Consider the following 22,000-nt stretch of genomic DNA (forward strand, 5'->3'; position numbering starts at 1 on the left):
TTTTTAAAGGCGCTGTACCACTCCCCGCTCTTCCAGCACCAGCGCGCCGTCCGCCTGCACCACTTCCAACAGCTGACGCAGCGCCGGGCTGGCCAGTGCCTCCGGCAAAATATTTCCACTTCCCAATCGCGCTATAAATTCCACCAGATGCGTCTTTTCCAGCAATTCCTCCCCATGGGAAGAAATTGCCTGATCAAAAGCCAGTCGCTGCAATGTTTCCCCCAGCCCCCGCAGCCTGCGCAGGCTGTAATGATTCGGGCCATGGTAATAATCCGGATACAGCGCGTCGCCCAGCAGCAGCAAATGATCCTGCTGTACCAGATAGGCAACCGCATCGTCGGTGTGATCACAAGGCAGGCAGATCGCCTGCACCGTCACGTCCCCCAGCTCAAATTCCTCGCCGTTTTTCAATGGTGTTCCCTCCACGGCGGGAATTGGCGGCGCACAGCCAGGCTGCTCCACCGCCATGCCCTGCTGCACGATCTGATTTTCCTGCCCCCACTCCACCCGCCGGGCAACGGCTTGTATATCCCAGCTTTGTTGCCTCGCAAGCTGCAGATACCCCAGTGTGAGCGGGTTGGCATACCATGGCAGCACCATGCCCTGCAGGCCGAAACTGTGATCCCAATGCCAATGGGTCAGCGCCAGCTGCTCCGGCGCAGGAAGCCCTGCCCGGGCAACCTGTTCCATAAACTCCCGGCGATGCTTTTCCGAAGCGCCCGCATCCACCATAAAACTGCGCTCTTTGCCTGCGATCAAAAAAAGGTCAGGCCGGTCTCCCTCGGCGGCGCAGGGCAGCATATAAACATGCTCGCTCATCTGTTTCACGGTTTCTCCTCCATTGCAGGGGACCGGCGGCAAATTGCCGCCGGTCCCCTGTGGCTTTTATTTTGCCCTTATTATTTTTCTGCCTGTGCGCGGCTCTTTTTCATCGAACGGCTCACCAGATATTCGCCCAGCGTCAGCGCGATCACCACGCCCACGCCCAGCACCAGCGCGTATACCAGCGGGTCTTCGCCCTCCGGCGCAATGAAGTAGAAAATGGCCGATGCGACCAGCAGCACCGCGTGGACCACCGCGATCAGAGTGCTCACCCAATCGGGGCCGGGGATGCGGAAAGGCCGGGGGGTCGTTTTATCCTTTTTGCGCAGGGTGATCAGCACAAAGGACATCACAATATAAGGCAGGAAAAAAATGATGCTGGTAAACGCCAGCAATGTCCAAAAGAGCCCCTCATTCGAACTGGCAGTAAAGCCGTAAACCAGCAGCAGCACGGTGGAGGCGATGCCCAGCAGGATGCCCGCGCCCATGGGCGCACCGGATTTGCTGGTCTTGGCAAAAATGGCGGGCAATTCGCCAAATTCCCCGGCCTCCTGCGCTGCTTTGTTGCCGCCCAGCGCCCAACTGAGAGCATATCCCAAAAAGGAGAACACGATGGCCGCCCCCAGCGCATACAGCACAACCTTGTTGCTGCCGAACACCTGGATCAGCGCGTCGATCACACCGGAGGACTCGTCGATCTCGCCCTGGGGCATGAGCACCAGCAGCGCGCAGGCGGTGATGATATACATCACAATGGCCAGCACACCCGAAGTAAACACGCTGCGGGGCACGTCCCGCTTTGGGTTTTCCATCTCGCCCGCAGAGCAAGACATCAGATCCAGGCCGGTAAGGGAATAAACATACACCGGGATCAGGGCAAAAAAGCCCAGGTTCAGTTCCGGCAGCATGGTCTGCGCACTGAACTCGCTGGCGCTGCCGCGGGTCGCCAACGCATACCCCGCCCCGCCAATCAGCGCCAGGCAGGCAACCGCCTTGCACACCGAGCTGATGTTGGGAATTAACTTGGTATATTTTAAGGGCAGGGCGTTCATCAGCACAATGACCCAGGTAAACACAATGCACATCACCACCATGCCCCAAACCGACATATCCGGCATAAACAGCTGCTGGAACACGGTGCCCATCACCACAAACGCCGAGGGAATAAAGCCCACCACGTTTACCCAGTACCACCAGGTCGTCCGGGCCGCCCACTTGTCTCCATAGGCCTTTTTCACCCAAACATAAATGCCGCCCTGATCCGGATACGCGCCGCCCAGCTCCGAACAGATCAGCGCGTGCAGCACAAAATACACGCCGCCGATCACCACAAAGCAAAACACCATCGATGGGCCCATAGCGGCTTGCGAAGCCACCACCTCCAGTGACATAAACGCCGCAAACGCCATGCCGATCAAATCCACAAACTTTAATGTTTTCTGCCGTTCCATTTTTTCCTCACCTTTCGCTTTTTATTTTGTACGCGGCCCTTCCACGCGGGGCTGCTGTTGGGTCCCGCAGTGGATATTCCCTCCGCCCAAAAACATCTCGTGGCATTCCACCCCCACGATCTCCCGGTCAGGGTATGCCCCGCGCAGCACCTCTTCGGCCTGTTTATCGTACACCGGATCTCCAAATTTCGGAAACACGATCCCTCCGTTCGCAGTGTAATAGTTTACGTAAGAGGCGGGCAGTCGGGTACCCGCCTCCGGCGGCCAAAACTCGCACACCTTGTCCATTCCTTCCCGTTCCTCTTCCGTAAGGAAGATCGGCCTTGGAATGTGCAGCTTGTGGATCTTCAGCTTGCGGCCTTTTGCGTCGGTAACCGCCGCCAGCGTGTCATAGCAAGCCTTGGATATAGCGTACTGGGGGTCGCTTTCATCGTCGGTCCAGGCCAGCACACACTCACCCGGCTTTACAAAGTTAAAAATATTGTCCACATGGCCGTTGGTCTCGTCCAAATAGATCCCTTCTTTAAGCCAAATCACCTTTTCCACATTCAAATATTCCCGCAGGGTCGTCTCGATCTCCTTTTTCGTCATCTGCGGGTTGCGGCCCTCGCTCAGCAGGCAGGATTCGGTGACCACAAGAGTTCCCTCTCCGTCCACATGGATCGACCCGCCTTCCAGTACAAAAGTATCCAAACGATACCGGTCGGCTTTCACCAGGCCACATACCTTGCTGGCGATCCGGTCGTCCTCTGCCCAAGGGAAATACAGGCCATCCACCAAGCCTCCCCAAGCGTTAAAGCACCAGTCCACACCTCGGATCTCCTTGCCATTGGTCACAAAGGTCGGGCCGGTATCCCGAATCCAAAAATCATCGTTGGTCAGTTCCACCACCTGCGCAAAATCACCCATTTCATTCAGGGCCACATCGTATTGATCCGGGTTCACCCCCACCGTGACCGGTTCAAACCGGCTTATGGCCCGGGCAAATTCCACAAACGCCTTTTGCGCCAGTTTTCCGCCGTAACGGAAAGTATCCCGGCGCTGCGGCCAGATCATCCAACAGCGTTCGTGGGGTTCAAACTCTCCCGGCATCCAAAAGCCGTCAGCCTTGGGGGTACTGTCGAGTTTTTTCATAAAAAGCAACGTCCACCTTTCTTCTTCGCAAACATTTAAAAGCATTTCAGCAATGCGCGCAGCCACCCTGCCGCCAGACTTTTATCATGCTCAGCGAGCCCAGTGGAGGCTCTTCATGTAAAAGGATACAGAAAAAAAGCGGTTCTGCCAAGTGGCAAACCCGCTTTTGAAAAGGCTGTAAAAAAACTCGGTAATCGTTACAAATTCGGTAACAAATTTACCTCATTACCCACTAACCGGCTGTATACCATGGTTTCCACCACTGCCAGCATGGAAATGCGTGAGGTGATATCCTGTCCACGGCAGGCAAGCCCATCGCTGAACACATAAAAGTCCAGGTCACACAAGTTTTGAATGGGGTTGTTGGTGGAACCAGTCACCGACACCACGGTGGGCTTTTTCTGCGCAAGCACGCTCTCGATGATCCGGATCACCGCTCCATTTTTACCGGAAAAAGAGAGCGCCAGCAGCAGATCCCTGTCCTGAATTTGCTCAATGGCAGACTGCACCTCAAATTCTTCGCAGGGAAACACCACTCGCAGCCCCAAAGTTACCAACAGGCGCCGGGTATAAGCCCCCACATCGCGGCTCAGGCCCTCGGCCACCAGATAGATCGTGGGATCTTTGTCCAGCAGGGCGTTCCAGCGGGCCAGGCGCTCCTGGCTGATCACCCGTACCGACTCATTGATATTCTTCAAGTAGGCGCTCATGTAGTTTTTTTGCCACAAAGCCTGGGGGATCTGGGCCGTGGGCACCGCAAAATCTGTCAGCTTCAACACGCTGGAAAACTCGCCGTAACCCGAAAATCCCAGTTTTTTCACAAATCGGAACATGGTGGTGGTGGATACATAACAGGCATTTGCCAGCTCACGGATATTCATATCCTTCACCTGCGAAAGATTGCGCACCACATAATCAAAAATCTTTTTTTCCCCTTGGCTCAGCTTTTGCAAATTGCGGTTCGCCCGTTCAAAAAAATCCGCTGGCATGGTGTATTCCCCCTTTTTCTCTCTCGTAATATAATACCGCGCTCCGGATGCAAAGACAACCATCAGCCTGAAACATTTTTACTGAAAATGTAAAAATGTTTTTCTTTATTTCTCACTTTTCCCAAATGCTCCCCGGCAGTTTACAGTGCCGCAGAAAAGCTGCTATGCTTTTGTTGCAGCCACAAAGCGCCGGCAGACCAATGCGGTCTTGCGCCGCCTTAAAAGGAGTTTGAGAAAACTATGATAAAACCGAAACATCTGCTTGATACCATTGACCTGAGCCGCGAAGAGATGCTGGAGCTTTTTGAAACCATCCGTATGCTGAAAAAAGCTGACGCACAGGGCGCGGTGCCTCAACTTTTAAAGGGCGCTACCCTGGCAATGATTTTTGAGGAGCCCAGCACCCGCACCCGTGTTTCTTTCGAAACCGCCATGACCGATCTGGGTGGTCATGCGTTGTACCTGAAGCCAGGTGAGATTCATTTCGGTTCCCATGAGGCCATTCAAGACACCGCCCGCATCCTTTCCAGCATGTGCGACGGCATTATGCTGCGCAGCAAAGAACACGAAACTGTGCTCAAGCTGGCCGGGCATGCCAGTGTACCCGTGTTCAACGCCATGACTTATTATAACCATCCAACTCAAGGTATCTGTGATTTCTTTACTATGAGCGAGCACCTTCCCGCCGGTAAAAAACTGGAGGACCTGCACGTGGTTTTTGTAGGCGATTCCCGCCAGGATACCGGCATCATGAGCAAAGAGACCGGCCACATGTGCGCCACCCTGGGTCTGCGATATACCGTATGCTCTCCCACCCGTTATTCCATGAGCGAACAGGAGCAAGCCAAGATCCGCGAAAAAATGGTTCAGACCGGCGGTACGCTGGTGGTAACCGACGACGTGGACGCCGCGGTCTGTGACGCCGATTTCATAGTACCCGATGTGTGGACCTATTATGGGTACGAGAGCGAAGAAGCCGACCGGATGGCCGCTTTTATGCCCAAATACCAACTGAATATGGATATGTTGAACCGGGCCCCCACCCACTGCAAAGCCCTGCACTGCCTGCCCGCCAATCGGGAAGTCGAGATCACCAGCGAAGTGCTGGATCATCCCACCCGCTCGCTGGTGTTCCAGGAAGCGGAAAATCGTCTGCACACCCAGCGCGGTTTGCTGGCCTGGTATCTTTATCCCAGGATGAAGCAGGCAAACGAAAGCTTGCGGCAGTACAACGAAGGCCACATGCGTGCGTTTTTAGACGCTGTCCTGTAAGCGCCTTTACCGCTTTCCTCCTTGCTTTTCTCTTGTGCAACTTGTTTGCATTTCACAAAGCTGCCGGCTGGGTGTGTATACCACCATACCCACCCGGCAAAACGCAAGCAAAAGCTCCCTGCCCACAAACCTCACGTGGGTAGGGAGCTTTTGCTTCTTTATTGGGGAATATTGTTATGCTGTGCTCAGTTTTCCGGGCATGGCTCGGGGTAATCCAGCTCATAGGTCCGGCACAGCTCCATAAAGCGGCGCATGGCCGGGGTCACGAACTTGTCCTTGTGCCACACCATCTGAAAGGTGCGCTTAAAGTCCATTCCCTCCACCCGGAACGAGCGCACCCTTCCCCTCGCCAGGGGCGCCGCCGCCAGCCGGCGCGGCAGCACGGCCACCCCCAGCCCCTCCATGGCGGCGTTCACCAGCGCGCCGGTGCTGGTGCTCTCCCACAAAGGCTCCACCGCCACCCCTGCGGCCGCCAGGGCCCGGTCAAACACCTCGCGGGTGCCGCTGCCCGCCTCCCGCAGCAAAAATTTCTGCTGCAAAAACGTCTCCCTGCTCACCAGCTGCCCCTGTTCAAAGGGCCCGCTCCTCGAACAGACCCCCACCAGCTCATCCTCCATATAGGGCTCCGCCAGCAGCCCTTCCCCCTGCACCGCGTCCTCCACCAAAGCAAGATCCAGCTTGTTTTCGTGCAGCGCCCGCTCCAGTTCTTTCGAGGGCCGCACCCGCGCCTGCACCTCAATGGCCGGTTCTCTCTGCCGGAACGCCTTCACATAGTAGGGCAAAAACTGCGAACCCACCGTTATGCTGGCTCCCACCCGCAGGGGGCCGCCGGAGCCCCCGCCCCGCAGGCCCTTTTCCATCCCGTCGAACAGCGCCTCAATGTGCACCGCGTATTCCCGCAGCTGCTCCCCCGCCGCCGTCAGATACAGCCGCCGCCCCAGGCGCTCGAACAGGCGGGTCCCATAATACTGTTCCAGCTCCGCCACCGCCTGGCTCACCGCGGGCTGGCTCAGGTAAAGCGCCTCGGCCGCCCGGGTCATGCTGTATCCGCAGGCGCACACGCTCAAAAAGATATGCAGGTGCCGCCTCGTCATTCCCTCCCCCTCTTTCCATAAGTAATTTATTATCACTTTTATAAAATTATACTATTTTACTTATCGCTTTGCAATGCGTATCATGGGAACAGGGAGTTGATGAATATGCAGCAAACAAAAAAGCCATATGCAAAACTGTTTCTTTCCACCCTGACCCTCAGCGCATTTACCTTCGGGGGCGGTTTTGTGATCGTACCGCTGATGCGCAAAAAATTTGTGGAAGAGCTCGGCTGGCTGGGCGACAGCGAGATGATGGACCTGATCGCGATCGCCCAGTCCTCGCCCGGCGCCATTGCCGTGAACGCCTCCATCCTGCTGGGGTATCGGGTAGCCGGGGTGGCCGGCGCCATGCTCACCGTGCTCGGCACGGTTCTGCCGCCGCTGGTGATCCTTTCGGTCATCTCGTATTTTTACGCGGCGTTCCGCGCCAACCCCTATGTGAGCCTGGTCATGAAGGGCATGCAGGCCGGGGTGGCGGCCGTAATTCTCGACGTAGTGCTCACCATGGGACGTTCAGTGCTGGCGCAGCGGCGCTGGCTGCCCGCGGTAATGCTTGTGGGCTCGTTTATTGCCATATACTTCTTTAAGGTGAACATTCTGTGGATCATTCTTGTCTGCGGCCTGGTGGGCGTGCTGGATGTCTCCCACAGCAGGGAGGTGGTGTAGCATGATCTATCTTCAGCTTTTCTGGAGCTTTTTTCAGATCGGCCTGTTCAGCATCGGCGGCGGTTATGCGGCCATGCCGCTGATCCAGCATCAGGTGGTGGAAGCGCATGCCTGGCTCACCCTCACCCAGTTCACAGACATCATCACCATCGCCGAAATGACCCCCGGCCCCATCGCGGTAAATTCCGCCACCTTTGTGGGCATCCACATTGCCGGCATCCCCGGCGCGCTGATCGCCACGGCCGGGTGTATCCTCCCCTCCTGCATCATCGTGCTCACCCTGGCACACCTGTATTTCAAATATCGCAGTTTCCTGGTTTTGAAGGGGGTCCTTCAGGGCCTGCGCCCCGCCGTGGTGGGCATGATCGCCAGCGCCGGGCTCTCCATCCTGCTGCTGGCGCTGTTCGGCAGCAGCTCCGGCCGGCCTGTGTTCACACAGCTCGACCCGGTCGCCCTGTGCCTGTTCGCGGCGGCGCTCTTCGTACTGCGAAAGTGGAAGAAAAGCCCGATCCTGATCCTGGCGGGGGCAGGCGCCGCGGGGCTCTTCCTCTATCAGCTCGTGTAAGGAAAGGACGAATCGCTATGGAATTTGTCATCAAGGGCGGCTGCCTGTACCCTGCGGCCCAGCCGGAGGGCTCCCCCCCTCTGGCCCGCATCAAAAACACGCTCTGCGGCGGCGAGCGGCACATCCTGGGGCCGGGCGGGGCTCTTGCCCTGCGCGCCGTCATCCAGGCGGACCCTTCCGGGCAGGCCAGGCAGTACCTGCTGCTCCGGCCGGACGGCACGCCCGCCGCCATCGCCCGGCCCGGGTATGCACCGGGCGAGGACCCCGCCTCGCAGGGCTGGCCGGTCAGCCATCTCCCCCGCACCAATCACGCCGACCTTGTGCTGCAGGGCGAAGCCTGCGTTCTCGAAATGCTCAACAGCCAAAATTACGAGCTGCGCAGCGCAGCCGGCAGCTGCCTGGTGCAGGTGCTGCACCGCGGCCTTCTGGGCGGCTGGGACCTGCGCTGCAAGGTCCATCTTCCCCCCGAAGAGCTGTGCGGGCTGCTGGTGTTCTGCCTGTATCTCGACCGCGAAAACGAATTTCTCACGGTGTAGCCCTCCGCCTGCACAGCGGCAAAGCCGCCCCCGGGCGCCTGTTACAGGCGCCCGGGGGCGGCTTTCGTTTCCCCTGGTTATTCCTCTGGGGTAGGGTTCCCGCCCTCCGGGGGCGGCTCCTCGCCGGGTGGTTCGGGCTCGCCGCTCCCCATCTCAAAATCACCGGGCGAGAAGGGCATGCGCACCACCGCTCCCTCCATCTGATGCGACACATCCAGGGTGCCCCGGTCGCCGGCGCTCAGGTACTCGCCGCTCTCATTGCGCAGTAAAAGGCCCGCTGCCGAGAGCTTGTACTCCAGGTTGTTAAAGGTCCCCAGCAGCACCTTGATTCGCCCCTGATACACAAAATAGGCCTCGTTCTCCTCGCTCAGGTCAATGGCGGTGCAATTGCGCCCCAGCTCCTGGGCCTCCAGCCCCTCCAGCAGTTCTTTCAGCTGTTCCAGCCGTTCTTTTCCGCCGGCCCCAGCTTGCCCCGAAGCCGCCACGGCCCCCGATCCCGCCGCGCGCGCCTCCCCCGCCAGCGAGAGCGGGTAGCCCGGCTGGGGCGCCTTCGGCTCCAGCCCCAGCAGCATCGGCAGGCCGTCCGGCTGTTCCTCCTGCAGCTTCATGATCTTCAGTCCCCCGCTCAGCACCAACCAGCCGGCGCTTGTTTTGGCGCACCAGGTCTCAGTGGCAGGCTCCACCTGCACCACCACGGTGCCCGGCAGGCTGCGGCGCACCCGCACCGTTTCAAGGTAGGGCAGCGCGGCCGCCATGGCCTGTTCCCTTTCCTTTGCCGAAAACTGGAACATATTCTCTTCCAGCGGCACCGCCAGCGCGCCCAAAATGGCGTCCTCGGTGTAAATGCCGGTATTGGCCGGGGTTGTCTTGTCCAGATTTTCCACCCGGAATTCCTTTACCTTGAACAGCACCGTCACCGAGAGGGTCAGCCCCACCCCGATCAGCGCCAGCACCAGCAGCACCGCCCACAGGCGTCTGCGCCGCCTGCGCCGGCGCAGCTCGCCCCGGCTCACGCGGCGGCGGGCCGCGTTCTGGCCCTGCGCCCCCGCTGCCCGCCGCGCCCCTCTTTTCTTTTTTGCGCGGGCGCGGGGCGGCGCGGGCGGGTGCGCCGGGGCGGGGGCGCAGGGCGCCGCCTGCCGGTTCTCCCGCCGCTGCGCCACCGGAAAGGGCTCAATGGGGCCCGCCTGGCTCTTTTTACCCCGTGCGGCCGAGGTGTCCACCCGGCGCGGCGGCTGCGGGGGCCTGCGGCCATTGCTGCTGTCCACACCGAACACCTCCTTTTTCTGCTTTCCCGGCGCCTACTTCAGCTCCATCAGCGCCGCCAGCCTGGCCCATATTTTTTCCAGGCTCTCCGGCTCCGCCAGGGTGTGGGCCATTTTGCCCATGATCGCCAGCTTGCCGGGCTCGCTCAGCAGCCGTTCCACCTGGGCGATCAGCGCTTCCCCGGTCAGTTCCTTTTCCTCCAGCACCACGGCGGCGCCTGCTTTTTGCAGCTCCAGCGCGTTGTAATACTGGTGGTTTTCCGCCACATTCGGGCTGGGGATCAAAATCGCCGCCCGGCCCACGGCCTCCAGTTCTGCCAGGGTCAGCGCGCCCGCGCGGCTGATCACCAGGTCCGCCGCAGCCAAAAGCTCGGGCATGTTGTTGATATACTCACTCACCCGCAGGCTGTCCCCGCTGGCAAAGCCCTTTTCCTTTGCCAGCCGTTCAAACAGCTCCACGCCCCGGCTCCCGGTGGCGTGCAGGTGCAAAAGCGGCCGCTGCTGCGCCTGTTCCCAGGCCGCCAGCTCGGCCACCACCTCGTTGATGCGCCGCGCTCCCAGGCTGCCGCCAAAGCTCAAAATGACCGTGCGCGTGCCCGCTCCAAGCTTTGCGCGGGCCAGCGCGCGGTCCTGCATAAAGATCTCGGGGCGCACGGGGTTGCCCACCACGCTGGTCTTTTCGGGCGCGCCCAGCTTTTCCACCGCGGCGGGCACCGCCGCAAAAATCACGTCCACGTCCTTGGCCAAAAGCTTGTTGGTCACGCCCGGGAAGGCGTTCTGCTCGTGGATGGCCGTGCGCATGCCCATTTTCGCTGCGCAGCGCACCACCGGCCCGCTCACATATCCCCCGCAGCCGATCACCAGGTCCGGCCGCAGCTGGCGCAGCATGCGCCTGGCCCGCGGGCCCGAAAGCGCCAGGTGATACGCCGCCTGTGCGTTGCGCAGCAGGTTTTTTGGGGTCAGGCTGCGCTGGATGCCGTTCACTTCAATGTGGTGGAACGGGTAGCCGGCGCGGGTCACCAGCCCATATTCCATGCCGCCCCGGCGCCCCGCAAAATGCACCTCGGCAGCCGGGCAATGGCTTTTAATGGCGCCCGCAATGGCCAGGGCAGGGTTGATATGTCCGGCGGTCCCGCCGGCTGCGATCAATACGCGCATGGGTTTGTCGCCCCCTCTTTCTTCCATGGATCAGCGTCCCGCGTGGAACACGGTCTTTTCCTGCGGCGTGCGGCCCGCCTGCCGGGCGCGCCCCTCCGCCTCGGCCGCGCGCTGCTCGGCCCGCTTTTTGTTCCCGGCGCGGCACACGCTCAGCACAACGCCCATCTCGCCCAGCAGCAGCAAAAGGCTGGTCCCTCCGGACGAAAAGAACGGCAGGCTGATGCCGGTATTGGGCACGGTGTTCGTCACCACAGCCACGTTGAACATAAACTGAAAGCCCACCTGGGCCATCACGCCCACCACCAAAAGGCTGCCGAACCGGTCCGGCGAGCGCACCGCGATCACGATCCCCTGCACCAGCAGCAGGGCGAACAGCAGGATGCACAGCAGCGCCCCCACAAAGCCCAGCTCCTCGCACAGCACCGAAAAAATAAAGTCGTTCTGCGCCTCGGGCAGCCACAGGTGCTTTTGCACGCTGTTGCCCAGCCCCACGCCAAACAGCCCCCCAGAGCCGATGGTGTAAAGGCTCTGCGCGGTCTGATGGGTCGAGTCCAGCACATCCGAAAACGGATCCAGCCACCCCGCGAGCCGTTCCTGCACATAGTCCATGCGGGTCATCAAAAACCAGGCCCCGCCCGCGCCCGCCGCTGCGATCCCCGCTCCGAACCATCCCAGGCCCGTGCCGCCGCAGAACATCATCGCCGCGGTAATGCAGCACATCAGCACCATGGCCGAGTAATGCGGCTCAAACACCAGCAGCACCAAAATGGGTACCAGCAATGCGGCGGGCACAAGCACCCCGCACTGAAAGCCCCTCACCCTGCTTTTGTACTTTTCAAACAGATGCGCCATGCACAGGATCATCGAAAACTTCGCGATCTCGCTCACCTGCACGGTGGGCAGGCGAACGCCCTCCCAGTAGAGCCACCGGCGGCAGCCGTTGATGGGGTCGCAGGTGGCAATCACCACCACCAGCAGGATCAGCACCACCCCGTAAAGCGGCCAGGTGAACTGGCGCAGCCAGTGGTAATCCACCCGGCTCACCACCCACATCACGCCCAGCCCCAGCGCCGCATACAGCGCTTGGGAGCGAATGTAATAAAAGCTATCGCCGAATTTGTAAAAAGCGCTGGCCGTGCTGGCGCTGAACAGCATCAGCAGGCCGAACACCACCAGCACCAGCAGCGTCGCCACAAAGCCGCCGTTCACCGGGCCCGCCTTCTTAAAAAACATGGGTGCCGGCGGCGCGTTGGGTGCAGGCCGCCGCGGCGCCGGCGCGCGCCGGGCCGCCTGCCGGGGCGCCTCGTCCCGCCCTGGGCGGGGCGAACGGGGCGGCGGCGCGTTCCGCGGGCCGGAAGTCGGCCCCGGCCGCCGCATGGGTGTTTCCGTCATGGCTGGGGCCTCCTTTCTCTTCAAAGCCTGCGCTTTTTGCTCAATAATAAATGTATGCGAACATCATGCCCAGCGCCACCGCCGCCATGGCGATAAAGCTGAATACCGCGTCGATCTTCACCTCGCTCCAGCCGCGCATCTCGAACGAGTGGTGGATCGGGGTCATTTTAAACAGGCGCTTGCCGTGGGTGAGCTTGAAGTAGGTCACCTGGATCACCACCGAGGCCGCCTCCCAGATATACACGGCCCCCAGGAAAAACAGCAGCTCCGGCCGGCCCATGCCGTAGGCAAACCCGGCCACCGCGCCGCCCAGGAACATGCTGCCGGTGTCGCCCATAAAGGTCTTGGCCGGGTAAAAATTCCAGAACAAAAAGCCCGCCAGCGCGCCGGCCAGCGCCGCCGCAAAGATCGACAGGTTGAACTGCCCCAAAAAGCTGGAAAGGCTCAAAAAGCCCAGCATGCACACAAAGGTCACGCAGCTGCACAGCCCGTCTATGCCGTCGGTCAGATTCACCGCGTTCACCATGCCGATGATCAGCACATACGAGAGCGGGTAAAACCAGATTCCCAGATCCACAAAGCCGAACAGGGGCAGCGTCACCGCGGTGGAAAGGGTGCCGTTCATGTGCAGCGCCAGCAGCAGCACGGTGGTGATAATCAGCTGCGCCGCAATCTTCTGCCAGGCGTGCAGCCCCAGGTTGCGCTTTTTCACCACCTTGATAAAATCATCCAAAAAACCCACCATGCCAAAAGCAAAGGCCGAAAACATGGCAATGAACATGTTCTGGCTGCCCGCACCCTCCACAAGCTCCGGCCCGGTCTGCAGCAGCGATAAAAAGGCAAGCGCCACCGCCACAGTGCTGCCAAAAATAAAGCACAGCCCCCCCATGGTGGGGGTTCCCTGTTTTTTATTGTGCCAGGTGGGCCCGATCTCCTTGATGGTCTGCCCAAAATGGATTCGCCGCAAAAACGGCACCAGAAAAACACCCGACACTGCAGAGAGGATGAACCCGCAGGCGGCCGCCAGGATCAGCGCATAGCGTGCCATAAACTTTACTCCTTCTCACATTCATCAGCCCGCGGCGCCCCCAAAAGGCGCCGCTCCTTTTGTTCCGGCGGCCCACGGCCGTGCCCGCCGTTCTCTATTTTATTGCAAAGCCTGCTCCCCGTAAAGGGCTTTTAAAATATTTTCCAGCTTCATGCCGCGGCTGGCCTTCGCCAGCAGCGCGTCGCCCGGGCGCAGCCTGCGCTGCAGCTGTTCCAGCGCCTCTGCGGGCGTTTGGCACCACACGGCGTCCAGCCCCGCCTTTTGGGCCGCTTCGGCCATGCCGCGGCTGGCGGGGCCAAAGGCCACAAGCCCCGCAAGCCCGGCCGCCGCCGCAAGCCTGCCCACCTCGGCGTGGGCCTCAGCCTCAATGCGGCCAAGCTCCAGCATATCACCCAACAGGGCAAATTTTCTGCCGTCTTTTGCGGCAAGCCCCTGGAACATGGCAAGGCTCGCCCGCATGCTGTCAGGGCTTGCGTTGTAGCAGTCCTCGATCACGGTCAGGCCCCGCCTTTGCACGATCCGCTGGCGCATGCCGGCGGCCTGATACTTCGCCAGGGCCGCCGCGCAGCGGGCGGGCTCAAGCCCCAGGCGGGTGGCCGCCGCGTAGGCGGCCAGCGCGTCGTACACATTGTGCCGTCCCAGCGCGGGAATCGCCGCGGCAAAGCTGCCGTGCAGCGCGTCCTCCAGGATGAACCGCTCCCCCTCGGGCCCGCTCTCCAGCGCGGTGGCCCGCACCTCGGCCCAGGGCGCGTCGATGCCGTACCACACCGGCGCCAGGCGCCCGGGGATCCTCCCCTCCGCCTTGGCCCGGGCCAGATACCCGTCGTCTGCGTTCAGTGCCAGGGGCGCGCCGTCCGGCAGGCCCGCGCACAATTCCAGTTTCGCCTTTAAAATGTTCTCCCGGCTGCCCAGCGTCTCCAGGTGCGACACGCCAATGCAGGTAATGATCCCGGCGCTGGGCCGTGCTGCGCGCGCCAGCCGCTCAATCTCGCCCAGCGCGCTCATACCCATCTCCACCACGGCATACTTGGTATCCCGCTCCAGCCGGAACAGGGTGTTCGGCACACCGATCTCGTTGTTCTGGTTGCCCTCGGTCCTGATCGCGGGCCCAAACGCCGCCAAAACCGCGTAGCAGAACTCCTTGGTGGTGGTCTTTCCCACGCTGCCGGTCACCCCGATCATCACGGGGTCAAACAGCATGCGGTAGTTTGCTCCCATGCGCACCATCGCCCGGTGGCTGCTTTCGGCCAGGATCAGCTGCTTTTCCGGCACGCCGGGCACCGGGTGGTTCGCCACCACATAGGCCGCCCCGGCCCGGATCGCGGCGGCGGCGTAGTCATGGCCGTCCACCTTCTCGCCGGGAAAACACACGAACACACAGCCGGGTCCTGCCCGGCGGCTGTCGGTCACAACCGCGGTGATCTTTTCCTCCCCTGCCGAGCCCGCCTGAAAAAGGCCCGCCAGCAGTTGGTTTGCAGAGATAGGCTGCATAAAAGCTCCCTCCTTTTTGGGGCAAGGTTTGTCTTACTTTCAGTGTATGCGGCCCTGCGGCCGGGAATGTGAGCGTTCCTCCCGCCCGGTGCGGACCTCACTCCTCCGGGGCGGCTTCCTCTATGGTAAGGGTAACCACGGTTCCCATGGGCACCTGGCTGTCCGGCGCGGCGTCCTGGGCGGTCACCGTGCCCTCCTCTGCACCGCTGAGCTTTACGTTCAGGCCCGCGCCCGCCAGCATCTGGCTGGCAAGCTCGGCGCTTTTGCCCCGCACGTCCGGCACGGGCACCTGGCTCACCTCGGCGCTGTCGGTATACAGGTACACGGTGGTGCCGCCCGGCACCTTGGCGCCCGCTGCCGGATACTGCGCCAGCACGGCGGTGCCGCTGCCCACCCTCCGGTGGGCAAGGCCCAGCTTGTTCAGGGTCACCTGGGCCATATCCCACTGCAAATATGCGCTGTTGGCGGGGTTTGTCAGGTCCGGCACCGTCACCTCGGCCGGGGCCATATAGTTCGGGTCGGTCTCAATTCCCAGGTACGGCGCGATCTCGCTGATGATGTTTCCGGTCAGCGGGGCCGACAGCATCGAGCCGAACTCGGTCTCGGCATGGGGCTCGTCCACAAAGGCCAGCACCGCGATCTGCGGGTCGTCAATGGGCACCACCGCCACAAAACTCGAAACCTTTTCATACTCGCCGTCCGAGGCGCGCCGGCCTTTGTCCAGCTTTTCACTGGTGCCGGATTTCCCGCCGATGCGGTAGCCCGCCACATAGGCGTTGCGGCCCGAGGCTCCATCCCGCCCGCCATCCACCACGCCCTCCATCATGCCGCGCAGCGCGGCCGAGGTCTCCTCGCTGATCACCTGCCGCTTGGGGCTGGGGGCGATCTGTTCCACCAGGTTGCCCTCGCTGTCCAATATCTCGCTCACGATGTGGGGCTGCACCAGGTAGCCGCCGTTCACCACCGCGCTCACGGCGGTGATCATCTGGATGGGGGTCACCTTCTGCGCCTGTCCAAAGCTCGAGGACGCCAGGTCCACCGCGCTCATTTCCTCCGCCGCGTGGTAGGATACGCCCGCCCGGATCTGCTGCTCGGCGGGCAGGTCCACACCGGTGGGCGCGGTAAAGCCGAACGCGTTATAGTAATCGGAAAAAACGTCCTTTCCCATCAGCTGCGCTTCCTGAATGGTCGCCAGATTGCAGCTGTTTTTCAGCACCTCTCCCATGTTCTGCCAGCCGTGCACGCCCAACACGCCAAAGCCGTTATCCGCGCAGGAATAGTCCTGCGTCACCACGGTGTAATGCCCCGTGCAGTTGAACGAGGAATTGGGCGTGCAGGTGCCTGAATCAATGGCCGCGCTGGTGGTGATCAGCTTGAACACCGAGCCCGGCACGTACAGGTCCGTGATGGCCTTGTTCTTCCACTGGCGCTGGCGCGCCTCCCCCTGGGCCTGGGTAAAGGCGTCCCCCTCCAGCCCCTCCAGGGTGGCCGCCAGGTCCGGGTCATAGATCGTCATGGGGTCGTTGGGGTCAAAATCCGGTTTTGTGGCCATGGCCAGGATCGCACCGGTGTTCACGTCCATCACGATCACCACGCCCCGCTCGGTCACATTGTTCGCCTTGACCGAGTTCTCCAGGTACTTTTCCGCCACGGCCTGCACCTCGGCGTTCAGGGTCAGCACCAGGCTGTCGCCGTCCTGGGCGTCGTATTGGGTGCGGTCGTCGTTGGCCACCTCGTTGCCCCAGGCGTTTTTCTGGCTCAGCACCCGGCCCGGGGTTCCGGCCAGGGTTTCTTCATACTGCTTTTCCAGTCCATAAAAGCCGTAGCCGTCCGCGTGCATAAAACCCAGCACGCTGGCCGCAAACGCGCCGTAGGGGTATTCCCGCTTGGAATCCTGCGAAACGCTCACCGGCAGCTTTTGCTCGCTGGCAAAACGCTTCACCTTGTCGGCAACGGGTTTGTCCATCTGTTTTGCAAGCACCACATATTGCTTTGTGTCGTCGATCAGCTTGTCGTATACCTCCTGGTATTCCAGGCCCAGCAGCTCGGCCAGCCCCCCGCTCACCTCGCTCACCTTCGCGGCCCGGCGCTGGGCGGCGGCCTCCTCGCTCTCCTCGCCCCCCAGGGCCTTGAGCTGCTCCTTGGTCAGCCCGGGGGCCTTGATCTGGCTGGGGTCCGCCGTAATGGTCCACACGATGCTGCTCTTGGCCAGCACCTTGCCGGTCGCGTCGTAAATCTGCCCCCGCTGCGGCGTGATGAAGGTATCCTTCAGCTGCTGGTTCGCGGCCTGGCGCAGCATCTCGTCGTGCTGCACCACCTGCAGGTCGTACAGCCGCCAGATCAGCACCCCGCAGCCCACCAGCAAAAACAGACCCAGCAGCACATAGCTGCGGATCCTCATAAACCGGGGCAAGCCCTGCTGGGCGTTTCGTTTTGGGTTTTGCGGCGTATTCTGCATGATCGTTCCATTTCCTTCTGCGTGTTGTAAAAATCGGCCCCTGATAAACCGAAAAGCGTGCGGCGCCGCACGCTTTTCGGGCGATGGTTCAGGGATCCAGATACTCCGCCAGGCTCAACACGCTGGTGGTTAAAAATTCCGTAATGCGCTTTGCCGTGCTGTCCGGCCGGCGGATCGAGCTCTCGCCGTCCAGCGAAAAATAGGTGATCTGGCTGCGGTCCAGCTTCATCAGGCCCAGCTGGGTTGTGGCGATCTCCTCCACATTTTTCAGTCCGGTCTTGCTGTCCAGCACGCTGGACAGGTAGTTGTACTCGCTCTGGGCCTCCACCAGCTCCCGCTGGGTGGCCTGGATATCACCCGTCAGCTCGGTCAGGGTCGCCTGGCTGTACAGCAGGCCGCACACCAGGGTCACCAAAATGGCGGTGACCGCCGCCAGCTTGGCCGTATGGGCATTGAACCTGCTGGGCTTTTTTGCCCCCTGCACCGCGCGCACCCGCGCTTTCGGCTCGCGCTCGCGGTGCTCAAACCGCTCCAGATCGTAGGCAGCCTGTGCCATGGCGATCACCTCCTCTCGTCTTGTCGTTTTTGTTCTTACCGCTTGTCCACCCGCGGTGGGTTCAGCCGGGCGGTCTTCTGCGCCTCAAAGCTTCTCCAGCACCCGCAGCTTGGCCGAGCGGCTGCGGCGGTTTTCTTCCAGCTCGCCGCCGCCGGCCTCGATGGGCTTTTTGTTCACCAGCCTTGCCTTCGCCCTGCCCCCGCACACGCACACCGGGTATTCCGGCGGGCAGGTGCACGCGGTGGCCCACTGGCGGAAACGGTTCTTCACCAGCCGGTCCTCCAGCGAGTGAAAGGTGATCACGGCAAGCCGCCCGCCGGGGCTCAGCAGCTCAAAAATCTCCTCCAGCCCCTCGCTCAAGGCGTCCAGCTCGCCGTTCACCGCAATGCGCAGGGCCTGAAAGGTCCGGCGCGCCGGGTTCTTGTCCTTGCGGCGCACCGCCGGGGGCACCGCCGCAGCCACCGCCCCGGCAAGCTGCAGGGTGGTGGCAAAGGGCTGCTCCTCCCGCTGGCGCGCCAGCCGCCCCGCAATGGCCCAGGCAAATGGCTCCTCGCCGTACTCCCGCAAAATGCGGGCCAGCTCCTCCCGGCTGGCGGTGTTCACAAGATCCGCCGCCGTGGGGCCGGTTTGGCTCATGCGCATATCCAGCGGCGCGTCGGCCCGGTAGGAAAACCCACGGGCCGCGTCGTCCAGCTGGTGCGAGGATACTCCCAGGTCCAGCAGGGCTCCGTTGATGCTGCATATGCCCAGCCCTTCCAGCGCCTCGCGGGCGTTGCGGAAATTCGTCTTGACCACCGTGGCGGGCAGGCCCTTAAGCCTTTCGGTGGCGGCTGCCACCGCATCCGGGTCCTGGTCAAGGCTGACAAGCCGCCCGGTGGTAAGACGTTTTGCGATCTCACTGGAATGCCCGCCTCCTCCGGCGGTGCCGTCCAGGTAGGTGCCCGCCGGGTCGATGGCAAGCCCCTCAAGGCATTCATCGAGCAGGACGGGGACGTGGCTGAACTCCATCATGTGTTCCCCTTCCCCTCTGTCGCTTAAAATTCCAGTTCTTCCATGGCGGCCTCGATCTCGGCGCTGCCAAGGCTCTGCTGTTTTCTCTGCCATGCGGCGGTGTTCCAGATCTCGGCATAGCTGCCCACGCCGATCACGGTCACCTCTTTTTCCAGCCCGGCATGCGCCCGCAGCGCGGGCCCCAGCAGGATGCGCCCCTGTTTGTCCGGGACCGCCTCCTCGGCGGCCGAAAACAAAAAGCGCTGGATATCCCGGGTCTTTACCATGCTCTTGCTCTTCAGGATCTCGGTGATGCGCTGCCATTCGCCCTCGGGGAAGGCCACCAGGCAGTCGTCCAGCCAGCGGGTCACCACAAATTCCTTGCCCATCTGATCCCGGAACTTGGCCGGGAAGTTCAGGCGGCCCTTCTCGTCGATGGCATAGTTGTATTCGCCCATCAACATCCCTGACCGCCCCCTTTTGTTGAAAACTTGTGAAGAGCCGTGGAAAGTTCCCCACTTTTACCCACTTTCACCCACCAAGACATATTTATTATACGTTAGCGAGTTGTAAAATGCAAGCCGCGGCACCGAAAAAGGTTAGCCAAATTATCCAAAATTCCAAGGGCATTTTGATCGGTTCGCCCAAAGCGCCGGTTTGCCGCGGCGCTTTTACAAAACCTTCCTTTTCCCGGCAGCAAGCGCGGGCAGGCCCGCCCGGCGCGTCCCCGCCTTGCACAACAAAGCGGCGCTGTGCCGCCCCCATCGGGGCGGCACAGCGCCGCTTGAAAAATCCCCCTATTGATACAGGCCGATCCTTTCCCCCCTCCCTAGTCCAGGGTATCCATCCATGTTTGTATTTCTTCCCGCGGGCAGTCCGCGGCGAACCGCCGCCCTTCAAGCCACACCCCGCCCCCGGCCTGCTGCTCCAGGGTGTCCGCACTGTTTCCAATGCCGCTTCCACCCGAGGTACAAAACGGGATCACCGTCTTGCCGTCAAACTCACAGCCCTCCACAAATGTACTCATAATGCGGGGTGCCGTTCCCCACCAGATCGGGTAGCCAAGATAGACCGTATCGTATCCGTCCAGCAGCACGGCTTCGCCGCCGGTCTCCGGGCGGGCCTCCGGGTCGTTCATCTCAACCGACGTCCTGCTGGCCTCGTCCCCGTAATCCAGATCCTCGGCGGAATAAGGCTGTGCCGGAACGATCTCATAAAGCTCCGCATCCGCGATCTCCGCAATCGTTTTTGCCACGCTTTCCGTGTTTCGGGTCGCGGAAAAGTATACGACCAGCGCCTTGCTTGTTGTCTCTTCCTGTTCGCTTGTCACCGCTTTGGTCCCATCGGTTTTCCCGGGGGCGCTTTCCGTTGCCGTGCCTGGCTGCAGCTGCGGGATGCTGCTGCTCTCCCCGGCCGGTCCCGCGCTCTCACAGCCGGACAAATGGCATACCAGGCACACCAGCATAACCGCGGCGGCCCATTTTTTAAGTTTTTTCACAGGGAACGATCCGCTTTTCGGCAATGTTCGTTTCATCTCAAACCGCCTTTCCCATTTCGTAGGCCCGCCGCAAAGCCGGATGCCCCCCGATCTCCCCAACGCCGCTCACACCCCCCGCAAAAACGGTTCCCGCAAGGCGCGCTTTGGGAAAGCACTCGATCCAGCCCTCAAGGCCGCTTACGGCACGGGCGTCGGTGCCGTCCCCGTCCTCTGCCGCCGCCGATAAAAAGTAAACCTCACGGAAAGCGTATCCGGCGGGATAAAGGGGGTTCGCGCGGTCGAGCATCGTTTTCATCTGCCCCGACATTTCGTAATAATAAATAGGGGTGGCAAAAACCAGCACATCGGCGGTCAGCATTTTTTGGGCAATGGTATCTGCGTCATCGCGGATCGTGCAGCGCCCGGTTTTTAGGCAGGCAAGGCAGCCCCTGCAAAAGCCGATCGTCTTATCGTACAAGCTTATCTTTTCCACTGTGCTGCCGCCGTCCCTTGCTCCCTCTATAAATGCGTCGGCCAAAGCTTCGGAATTGCCGTTTTTGCGGGGGCTGCTTGAAATAACCAAAATTTTTTTGCGCATTATGTATGTCCTCTCCTATCGTTTTGTTTTTCATCCGCTTCAGCTGCCAACAGAGCCTGTTCCAGCATGCAAAAGCTCAGGCGCATCGGCACTGTTTTGTAAGAACGACTTCGCCCTTTGCCCCGTCCAGATCCATCACGATCTCGCCGGCCTCCGGCACATGGATATGCCCGGACAGCGGGTTTTTAATGCTTACGATCGGCGCGGTGAGCGTAGCCTCCACATCGGAGCGCTCAAAGGCAAGGTCGGTATCCACCATTTCGCAGCTGATCAGCCGTAAATTTTTGCAGTAGCAAAGTGGCTGCGCACCCATGATCCTGCAATTTTCAAAGGTGACATTTTCGCTGTACCAGGCAAGGTATTCCCCCTTTACAACGCTGTTTTTCACAGTGATGTTTTTCGCGTGCCAAAAAGCGTCTTTCATATCGAACACGCAGTTTTCGAACACCGCGTCGGTGATGTACTGAAACGAGTATTTTCCCTTCATGCGAACCTTGCGGAACGTCAATCCCTCCGCGCGCATCATAAAATATTCGCTCTCGGCGGTGCAGTCCTCCATTGCAATCCCTCGCACCGACCACCCAAATTCCGGGGAAACGATCTCGCAGCCGCGCATTTTCACATCCCGGCATTCACGCAGGGCCTTGGTCCCGTGAAGCTTGGTATTGCTCATCTCCACATTTTCAGAATACCAAAGGGCCGCTCTGCATTTGTCCGTCATTTCAGAGTCTTCGACCTTTACCCCTGTATCGTGCCAAAAGGGATAACGGAGATTGAAAAAGCAGCGTTTCACCGCAATATCTCCGCCCTCTTTAAAAGCGCTTTCCCCGTCGGCCGGGCCGTCAAACGCGCAGTCGGTCACCAAAACATCCCGCACCCCATAAAGGGCTCTTTCCTCATCAAAAATTTTGTTTGTAATGGTCGTCATAAAAATCGCTCCTTTGCCTTCATCTTTCAAAATCAGTGGCTGTATCGACCGCTTTGCGCTCATTCTACAACCTGGAGTTCACTTCAAGTCAAGGGGCAATTTCATATTTTTTA

General features: G+C 60.8%; 21 protein-coding genes. 4 read left to right on the top strand and 17 right to left on the bottom strand.

Translation table 11 applies throughout. The annotated features are described in order from the left end of the window. Positions 1–3 precede the first annotated feature (3 nt). From ACMLHZ_RS09870 to ACMLHZ_RS09885, 4 genes are all read right to left on the bottom strand, one after another. Entirely contained in the window at positions 4–819 is an 816-nt protein-coding gene (locus ACMLHZ_RS09870; RefSeq protein WP_418667579.1) for an MBL fold metallo-hydrolase, read from the bottom strand. 80 nt (positions 820–899) lie between these two features. Then, on the bottom strand, positions 900–2,273 hold the full coding sequence (locus ACMLHZ_RS09875) for an APC family permease (protein WP_418667560.1): 1,374 nt from the start codon (positions 2,271–2,273) through the stop codon (positions 900–902). Between the two features lie 21 nt (positions 2,274–2,294). Next, positions 2,295–3,407: an agmatine deiminase gene (gene aguA / locus ACMLHZ_RS09880; RefSeq protein ID WP_418667561.1), complete on the bottom strand. Its 1,113-nt coding sequence runs from the start codon at positions 3,405–3,407 to the stop codon at positions 2,295–2,297. Positions 3,408–3,604: 197 nt separating this feature from the next. Next, a complete protein-coding gene (locus tag ACMLHZ_RS09885) occupies positions 3,605–4,396 on the bottom strand; it encodes a MurR/RpiR family transcriptional regulator (protein WP_418667562.1) in 792 nt (263 codons plus the stop codon). A gap of 240 nt (positions 4,397–4,636) precedes the next feature. Here ACMLHZ_RS09885 and argF point away from each other — a divergent pair, with 240 nt between their 5' ends. Next, positions 4,637–5,668: an ornithine carbamoyltransferase gene (gene argF, locus ACMLHZ_RS09890; protein ID WP_418667563.1), complete on the top strand. Its 1,032-nt coding sequence runs from the start codon at positions 4,637–4,639 to the stop codon at positions 5,666–5,668. A gap of 185 nt (positions 5,669–5,853) precedes the next feature. Here argF and ACMLHZ_RS09895 read toward each other — a convergent pair whose 3' ends face one another. After that, a complete protein-coding gene (locus ACMLHZ_RS09895) occupies positions 5,854–6,762 on the bottom strand; it encodes a LysR family transcriptional regulator (RefSeq protein WP_418667564.1) in 909 nt (302 codons plus the stop codon). 105 nt (positions 6,763–6,867) lie between these two features. On the opposite strand from ACMLHZ_RS09895, the gene ACMLHZ_RS09900 reads away from it, so the two are divergent. Genes ACMLHZ_RS09900 through ACMLHZ_RS09910 form a run of 3 tightly spaced genes read left to right on the top strand, consistent with a single transcriptional unit; the run spans position 6,868 to position 8,529 of the window. Then, complete coding sequence (locus ACMLHZ_RS09900) at positions 6,868–7,428, top strand: chromate transporter (RefSeq protein ID WP_418667565.1); 561 nt, start codon at positions 6,868–6,870, stop codon at positions 7,426–7,428. A 1-nt stretch (position 7,429) separates the two neighbouring features. Then, on the top strand, positions 7,430–7,993 hold the full coding sequence (locus ACMLHZ_RS09905) for a chromate transporter (protein WP_418667566.1): 564 nt from the start codon (positions 7,430–7,432) through the stop codon (positions 7,991–7,993). Between the two features lie 17 nt (positions 7,994–8,010). Then, on the top strand, positions 8,011–8,529 hold the full coding sequence (locus ACMLHZ_RS09910; RefSeq protein ID WP_418667567.1) for a hypothetical protein: 519 nt from the start codon (positions 8,011–8,013) through the stop codon (positions 8,527–8,529). Between the two features lie 77 nt (positions 8,530–8,606). Here the strand turns inward: ACMLHZ_RS09910 and ACMLHZ_RS09915 are convergent, their stop codons facing one another. From ACMLHZ_RS09915 to ACMLHZ_RS09970, 12 genes are all read right to left on the bottom strand, one after another. Continuing rightward, on the bottom strand, positions 8,607–9,794 hold the full coding sequence (locus ACMLHZ_RS09915) for a cell division protein FtsQ/DivIB (RefSeq protein WP_418667568.1): 1,188 nt from the start codon (positions 9,792–9,794) through the stop codon (positions 8,607–8,609). Between the two features lie 33 nt (positions 9,795–9,827). Then, positions 9,828–10,949: an undecaprenyldiphospho-muramoylpentapeptide beta-N-acetylglucosaminyltransferase gene (gene murG, locus ACMLHZ_RS09920; protein WP_418667569.1), complete on the bottom strand. Its 1,122-nt coding sequence runs from the start codon at positions 10,947–10,949 to the stop codon at positions 9,828–9,830. Positions 10,950–10,979: 30 nt separating this feature from the next. Continuing rightward, positions 10,980–12,341, bottom strand: coding sequence for an FtsW/RodA/SpoVE family cell cycle protein (locus ACMLHZ_RS09925; protein WP_418667570.1), 1,362 nt, complete (start codon positions 12,339–12,341; stop codon positions 10,980–10,982). A 40-nt stretch (positions 12,342–12,381) separates the two neighbouring features. Beyond that, positions 12,382–13,389 (bottom strand): phospho-N-acetylmuramoyl-pentapeptide-transferase, encoded by a 1,008-nt coding sequence (gene mraY / locus ACMLHZ_RS09930; RefSeq protein ID WP_418667571.1) that lies wholly within the window; start codon positions 13,387–13,389, stop codon positions 12,382–12,384. A 99-nt stretch (positions 13,390–13,488) separates the two neighbouring features. Continuing rightward, positions 13,489–14,880: a UDP-N-acetylmuramoyl-tripeptide--D-alanyl-D-alanine ligase gene (locus tag ACMLHZ_RS09935; protein ID WP_418667572.1), complete on the bottom strand. Its 1,392-nt coding sequence runs from the start codon at positions 14,878–14,880 to the stop codon at positions 13,489–13,491. 97 nt (positions 14,881–14,977) lie between these two features. Beyond that, complete coding sequence (locus tag ACMLHZ_RS09940) at positions 14,978–17,338, bottom strand: penicillin-binding transpeptidase domain-containing protein (protein WP_418667573.1); 2,361 nt, start codon at positions 17,336–17,338, stop codon at positions 14,978–14,980. 88 nt (positions 17,339–17,426) lie between these two features. After that, entirely contained in the window at positions 17,427–17,894 is a 468-nt protein-coding gene (locus ACMLHZ_RS09945) for a cell division protein FtsL (protein ID WP_418667574.1), read from the bottom strand. Between the two features lie 84 nt (positions 17,895–17,978). Next, positions 17,979–18,902 (bottom strand): 16S rRNA (cytosine(1402)-N(4))-methyltransferase RsmH, encoded by a 924-nt coding sequence (gene rsmH / locus ACMLHZ_RS09950; RefSeq protein WP_418667580.1) that lies wholly within the window; start codon positions 18,900–18,902, stop codon positions 17,979–17,981. A gap of 26 nt (positions 18,903–18,928) precedes the next feature. Next, positions 18,929–19,348 carry a division/cell wall cluster transcriptional repressor MraZ gene (gene mraZ, locus ACMLHZ_RS09955; protein WP_418667575.1) on the bottom strand — a complete coding sequence of 140 codons (420 nt, stop codon included), beginning with the start codon at positions 19,346–19,348 and terminating at the stop codon, positions 18,929–18,931. Between the two features lie 365 nt (positions 19,349–19,713). Further along, positions 19,714–20,418 carry a flavodoxin gene (locus ACMLHZ_RS09960; protein ID WP_418667576.1) on the bottom strand — a complete coding sequence of 235 codons (705 nt, stop codon included), beginning with the start codon at positions 20,416–20,418 and terminating at the stop codon, positions 19,714–19,716. A gap of 1 nt (position 20,419) precedes the next feature. Then, entirely contained in the window at positions 20,420–20,959 is a 540-nt protein-coding gene (locus ACMLHZ_RS09965) for a flavodoxin family protein (RefSeq protein ID WP_418667577.1), read from the bottom strand. A 76-nt stretch (positions 20,960–21,035) separates the two neighbouring features. After that, positions 21,036–21,887 carry a DUF3737 family protein gene (locus ACMLHZ_RS09970; protein WP_418667578.1) on the bottom strand — a complete coding sequence of 284 codons (852 nt, stop codon included), beginning with the start codon at positions 21,885–21,887 and terminating at the stop codon, positions 21,036–21,038. Positions 21,888–22,000 lie beyond the last annotated feature (113 nt).

The organism is Allofournierella sp. (genome assembly GCF_048388525.1).
In the GTDB taxonomy this organism is placed as follows: Bacteria; Bacillota; Clostridia; order Oscillospirales; family Ruminococcaceae; genus BQOK01.

Bases quoted from the DNA above. Each gene is read 5' to 3' on its own strand.
- ACMLHZ_RS09870 (WP_418667579.1), bottom strand. From the start codon at position 819: ATGAGCGAGCATGTTTATATGCTGCCCTGCGCCGCCGAGGGAGACCGG.
- ACMLHZ_RS09875 (WP_418667560.1), bottom strand. From the start codon at position 2,273: ATGGAACGGCAGAAAACATTAAAGTTTGTGGATTTGATCGGCATGGCG.
- aguA (WP_418667561.1), bottom strand. From the start codon at position 3,407: ATGAAAAAACTCGACAGTACCCCCAAGGCTGACGGCTTTTGGATGCCG.
- ACMLHZ_RS09885 (WP_418667562.1), bottom strand. From the start codon at position 4,396: ATGCCAGCGGATTTTTTTGAACGGGCGAACCGCAATTTGCAAAAGCTG.
- argF (WP_418667563.1), top strand. From the start codon at position 4,637: ATGATAAAACCGAAACATCTGCTTGATACCATTGACCTGAGCCGCGAA.
- ACMLHZ_RS09895 (WP_418667564.1), bottom strand. From the start codon at position 6,762: ATGACGAGGCGGCACCTGCATATCTTTTTGAGCGTGTGCGCCTGCGGA.
- ACMLHZ_RS09900 (WP_418667565.1), top strand. From the start codon at position 6,868: ATGCAGCAAACAAAAAAGCCATATGCAAAACTGTTTCTTTCCACCCTG.
- ACMLHZ_RS09905 (WP_418667566.1), top strand. From the start codon at position 7,430: ATGATCTATCTTCAGCTTTTCTGGAGCTTTTTTCAGATCGGCCTGTTC.
- ACMLHZ_RS09910 (WP_418667567.1), top strand. From the start codon at position 8,011: ATGGAATTTGTCATCAAGGGCGGCTGCCTGTACCCTGCGGCCCAGCCG.
- murG (WP_418667569.1), bottom strand. From the start codon at position 10,949: ATGCGCGTATTGATCGCAGCCGGCGGGACCGCCGGACATATCAACCCT.
- ACMLHZ_RS09925 (WP_418667570.1), bottom strand. From the start codon at position 12,341: ATGACGGAAACACCCATGCGGCGGCCGGGGCCGACTTCCGGCCCGCGG.
- mraY (WP_418667571.1), bottom strand. From the start codon at position 13,389: ATGGCACGCTATGCGCTGATCCTGGCGGCCGCCTGCGGGTTCATCCTC.
- ACMLHZ_RS09935 (WP_418667572.1), bottom strand. From the start codon at position 14,880: ATGCAGCCTATCTCTGCAAACCAACTGCTGGCGGGCCTTTTTCAGGCG.
- ACMLHZ_RS09940 (WP_418667573.1), bottom strand. From the start codon at position 17,338: ATGCAGAATACGCCGCAAAACCCAAAACGAAACGCCCAGCAGGGCTTG.
- ACMLHZ_RS09945 (WP_418667574.1), bottom strand. From the start codon at position 17,894: ATGGCACAGGCTGCCTACGATCTGGAGCGGTTTGAGCACCGCGAGCGC.
- rsmH (WP_418667580.1), bottom strand. From the start codon at position 18,902: ATGGAGTTCAGCCACGTCCCCGTCCTGCTCGATGAATGCCTTGAGGGG.
- mraZ (WP_418667575.1), bottom strand. From the start codon at position 19,348: ATGTTGATGGGCGAATACAACTATGCCATCGACGAGAAGGGCCGCCTG.
- ACMLHZ_RS09960 (WP_418667576.1), bottom strand. From the start codon at position 20,418: ATGAAACGAACATTGCCGAAAAGCGGATCGTTCCCTGTGAAAAAACTT.
- ACMLHZ_RS09965 (WP_418667577.1), bottom strand. From the start codon at position 20,959: ATGCGCAAAAAAATTTTGGTTATTTCAAGCAGCCCCCGCAAAAACGGC.
- ACMLHZ_RS09970 (WP_418667578.1), bottom strand. From the start codon at position 21,887: ATGACGACCATTACAAACAAAATTTTTGATGAGGAAAGAGCCCTTTAT.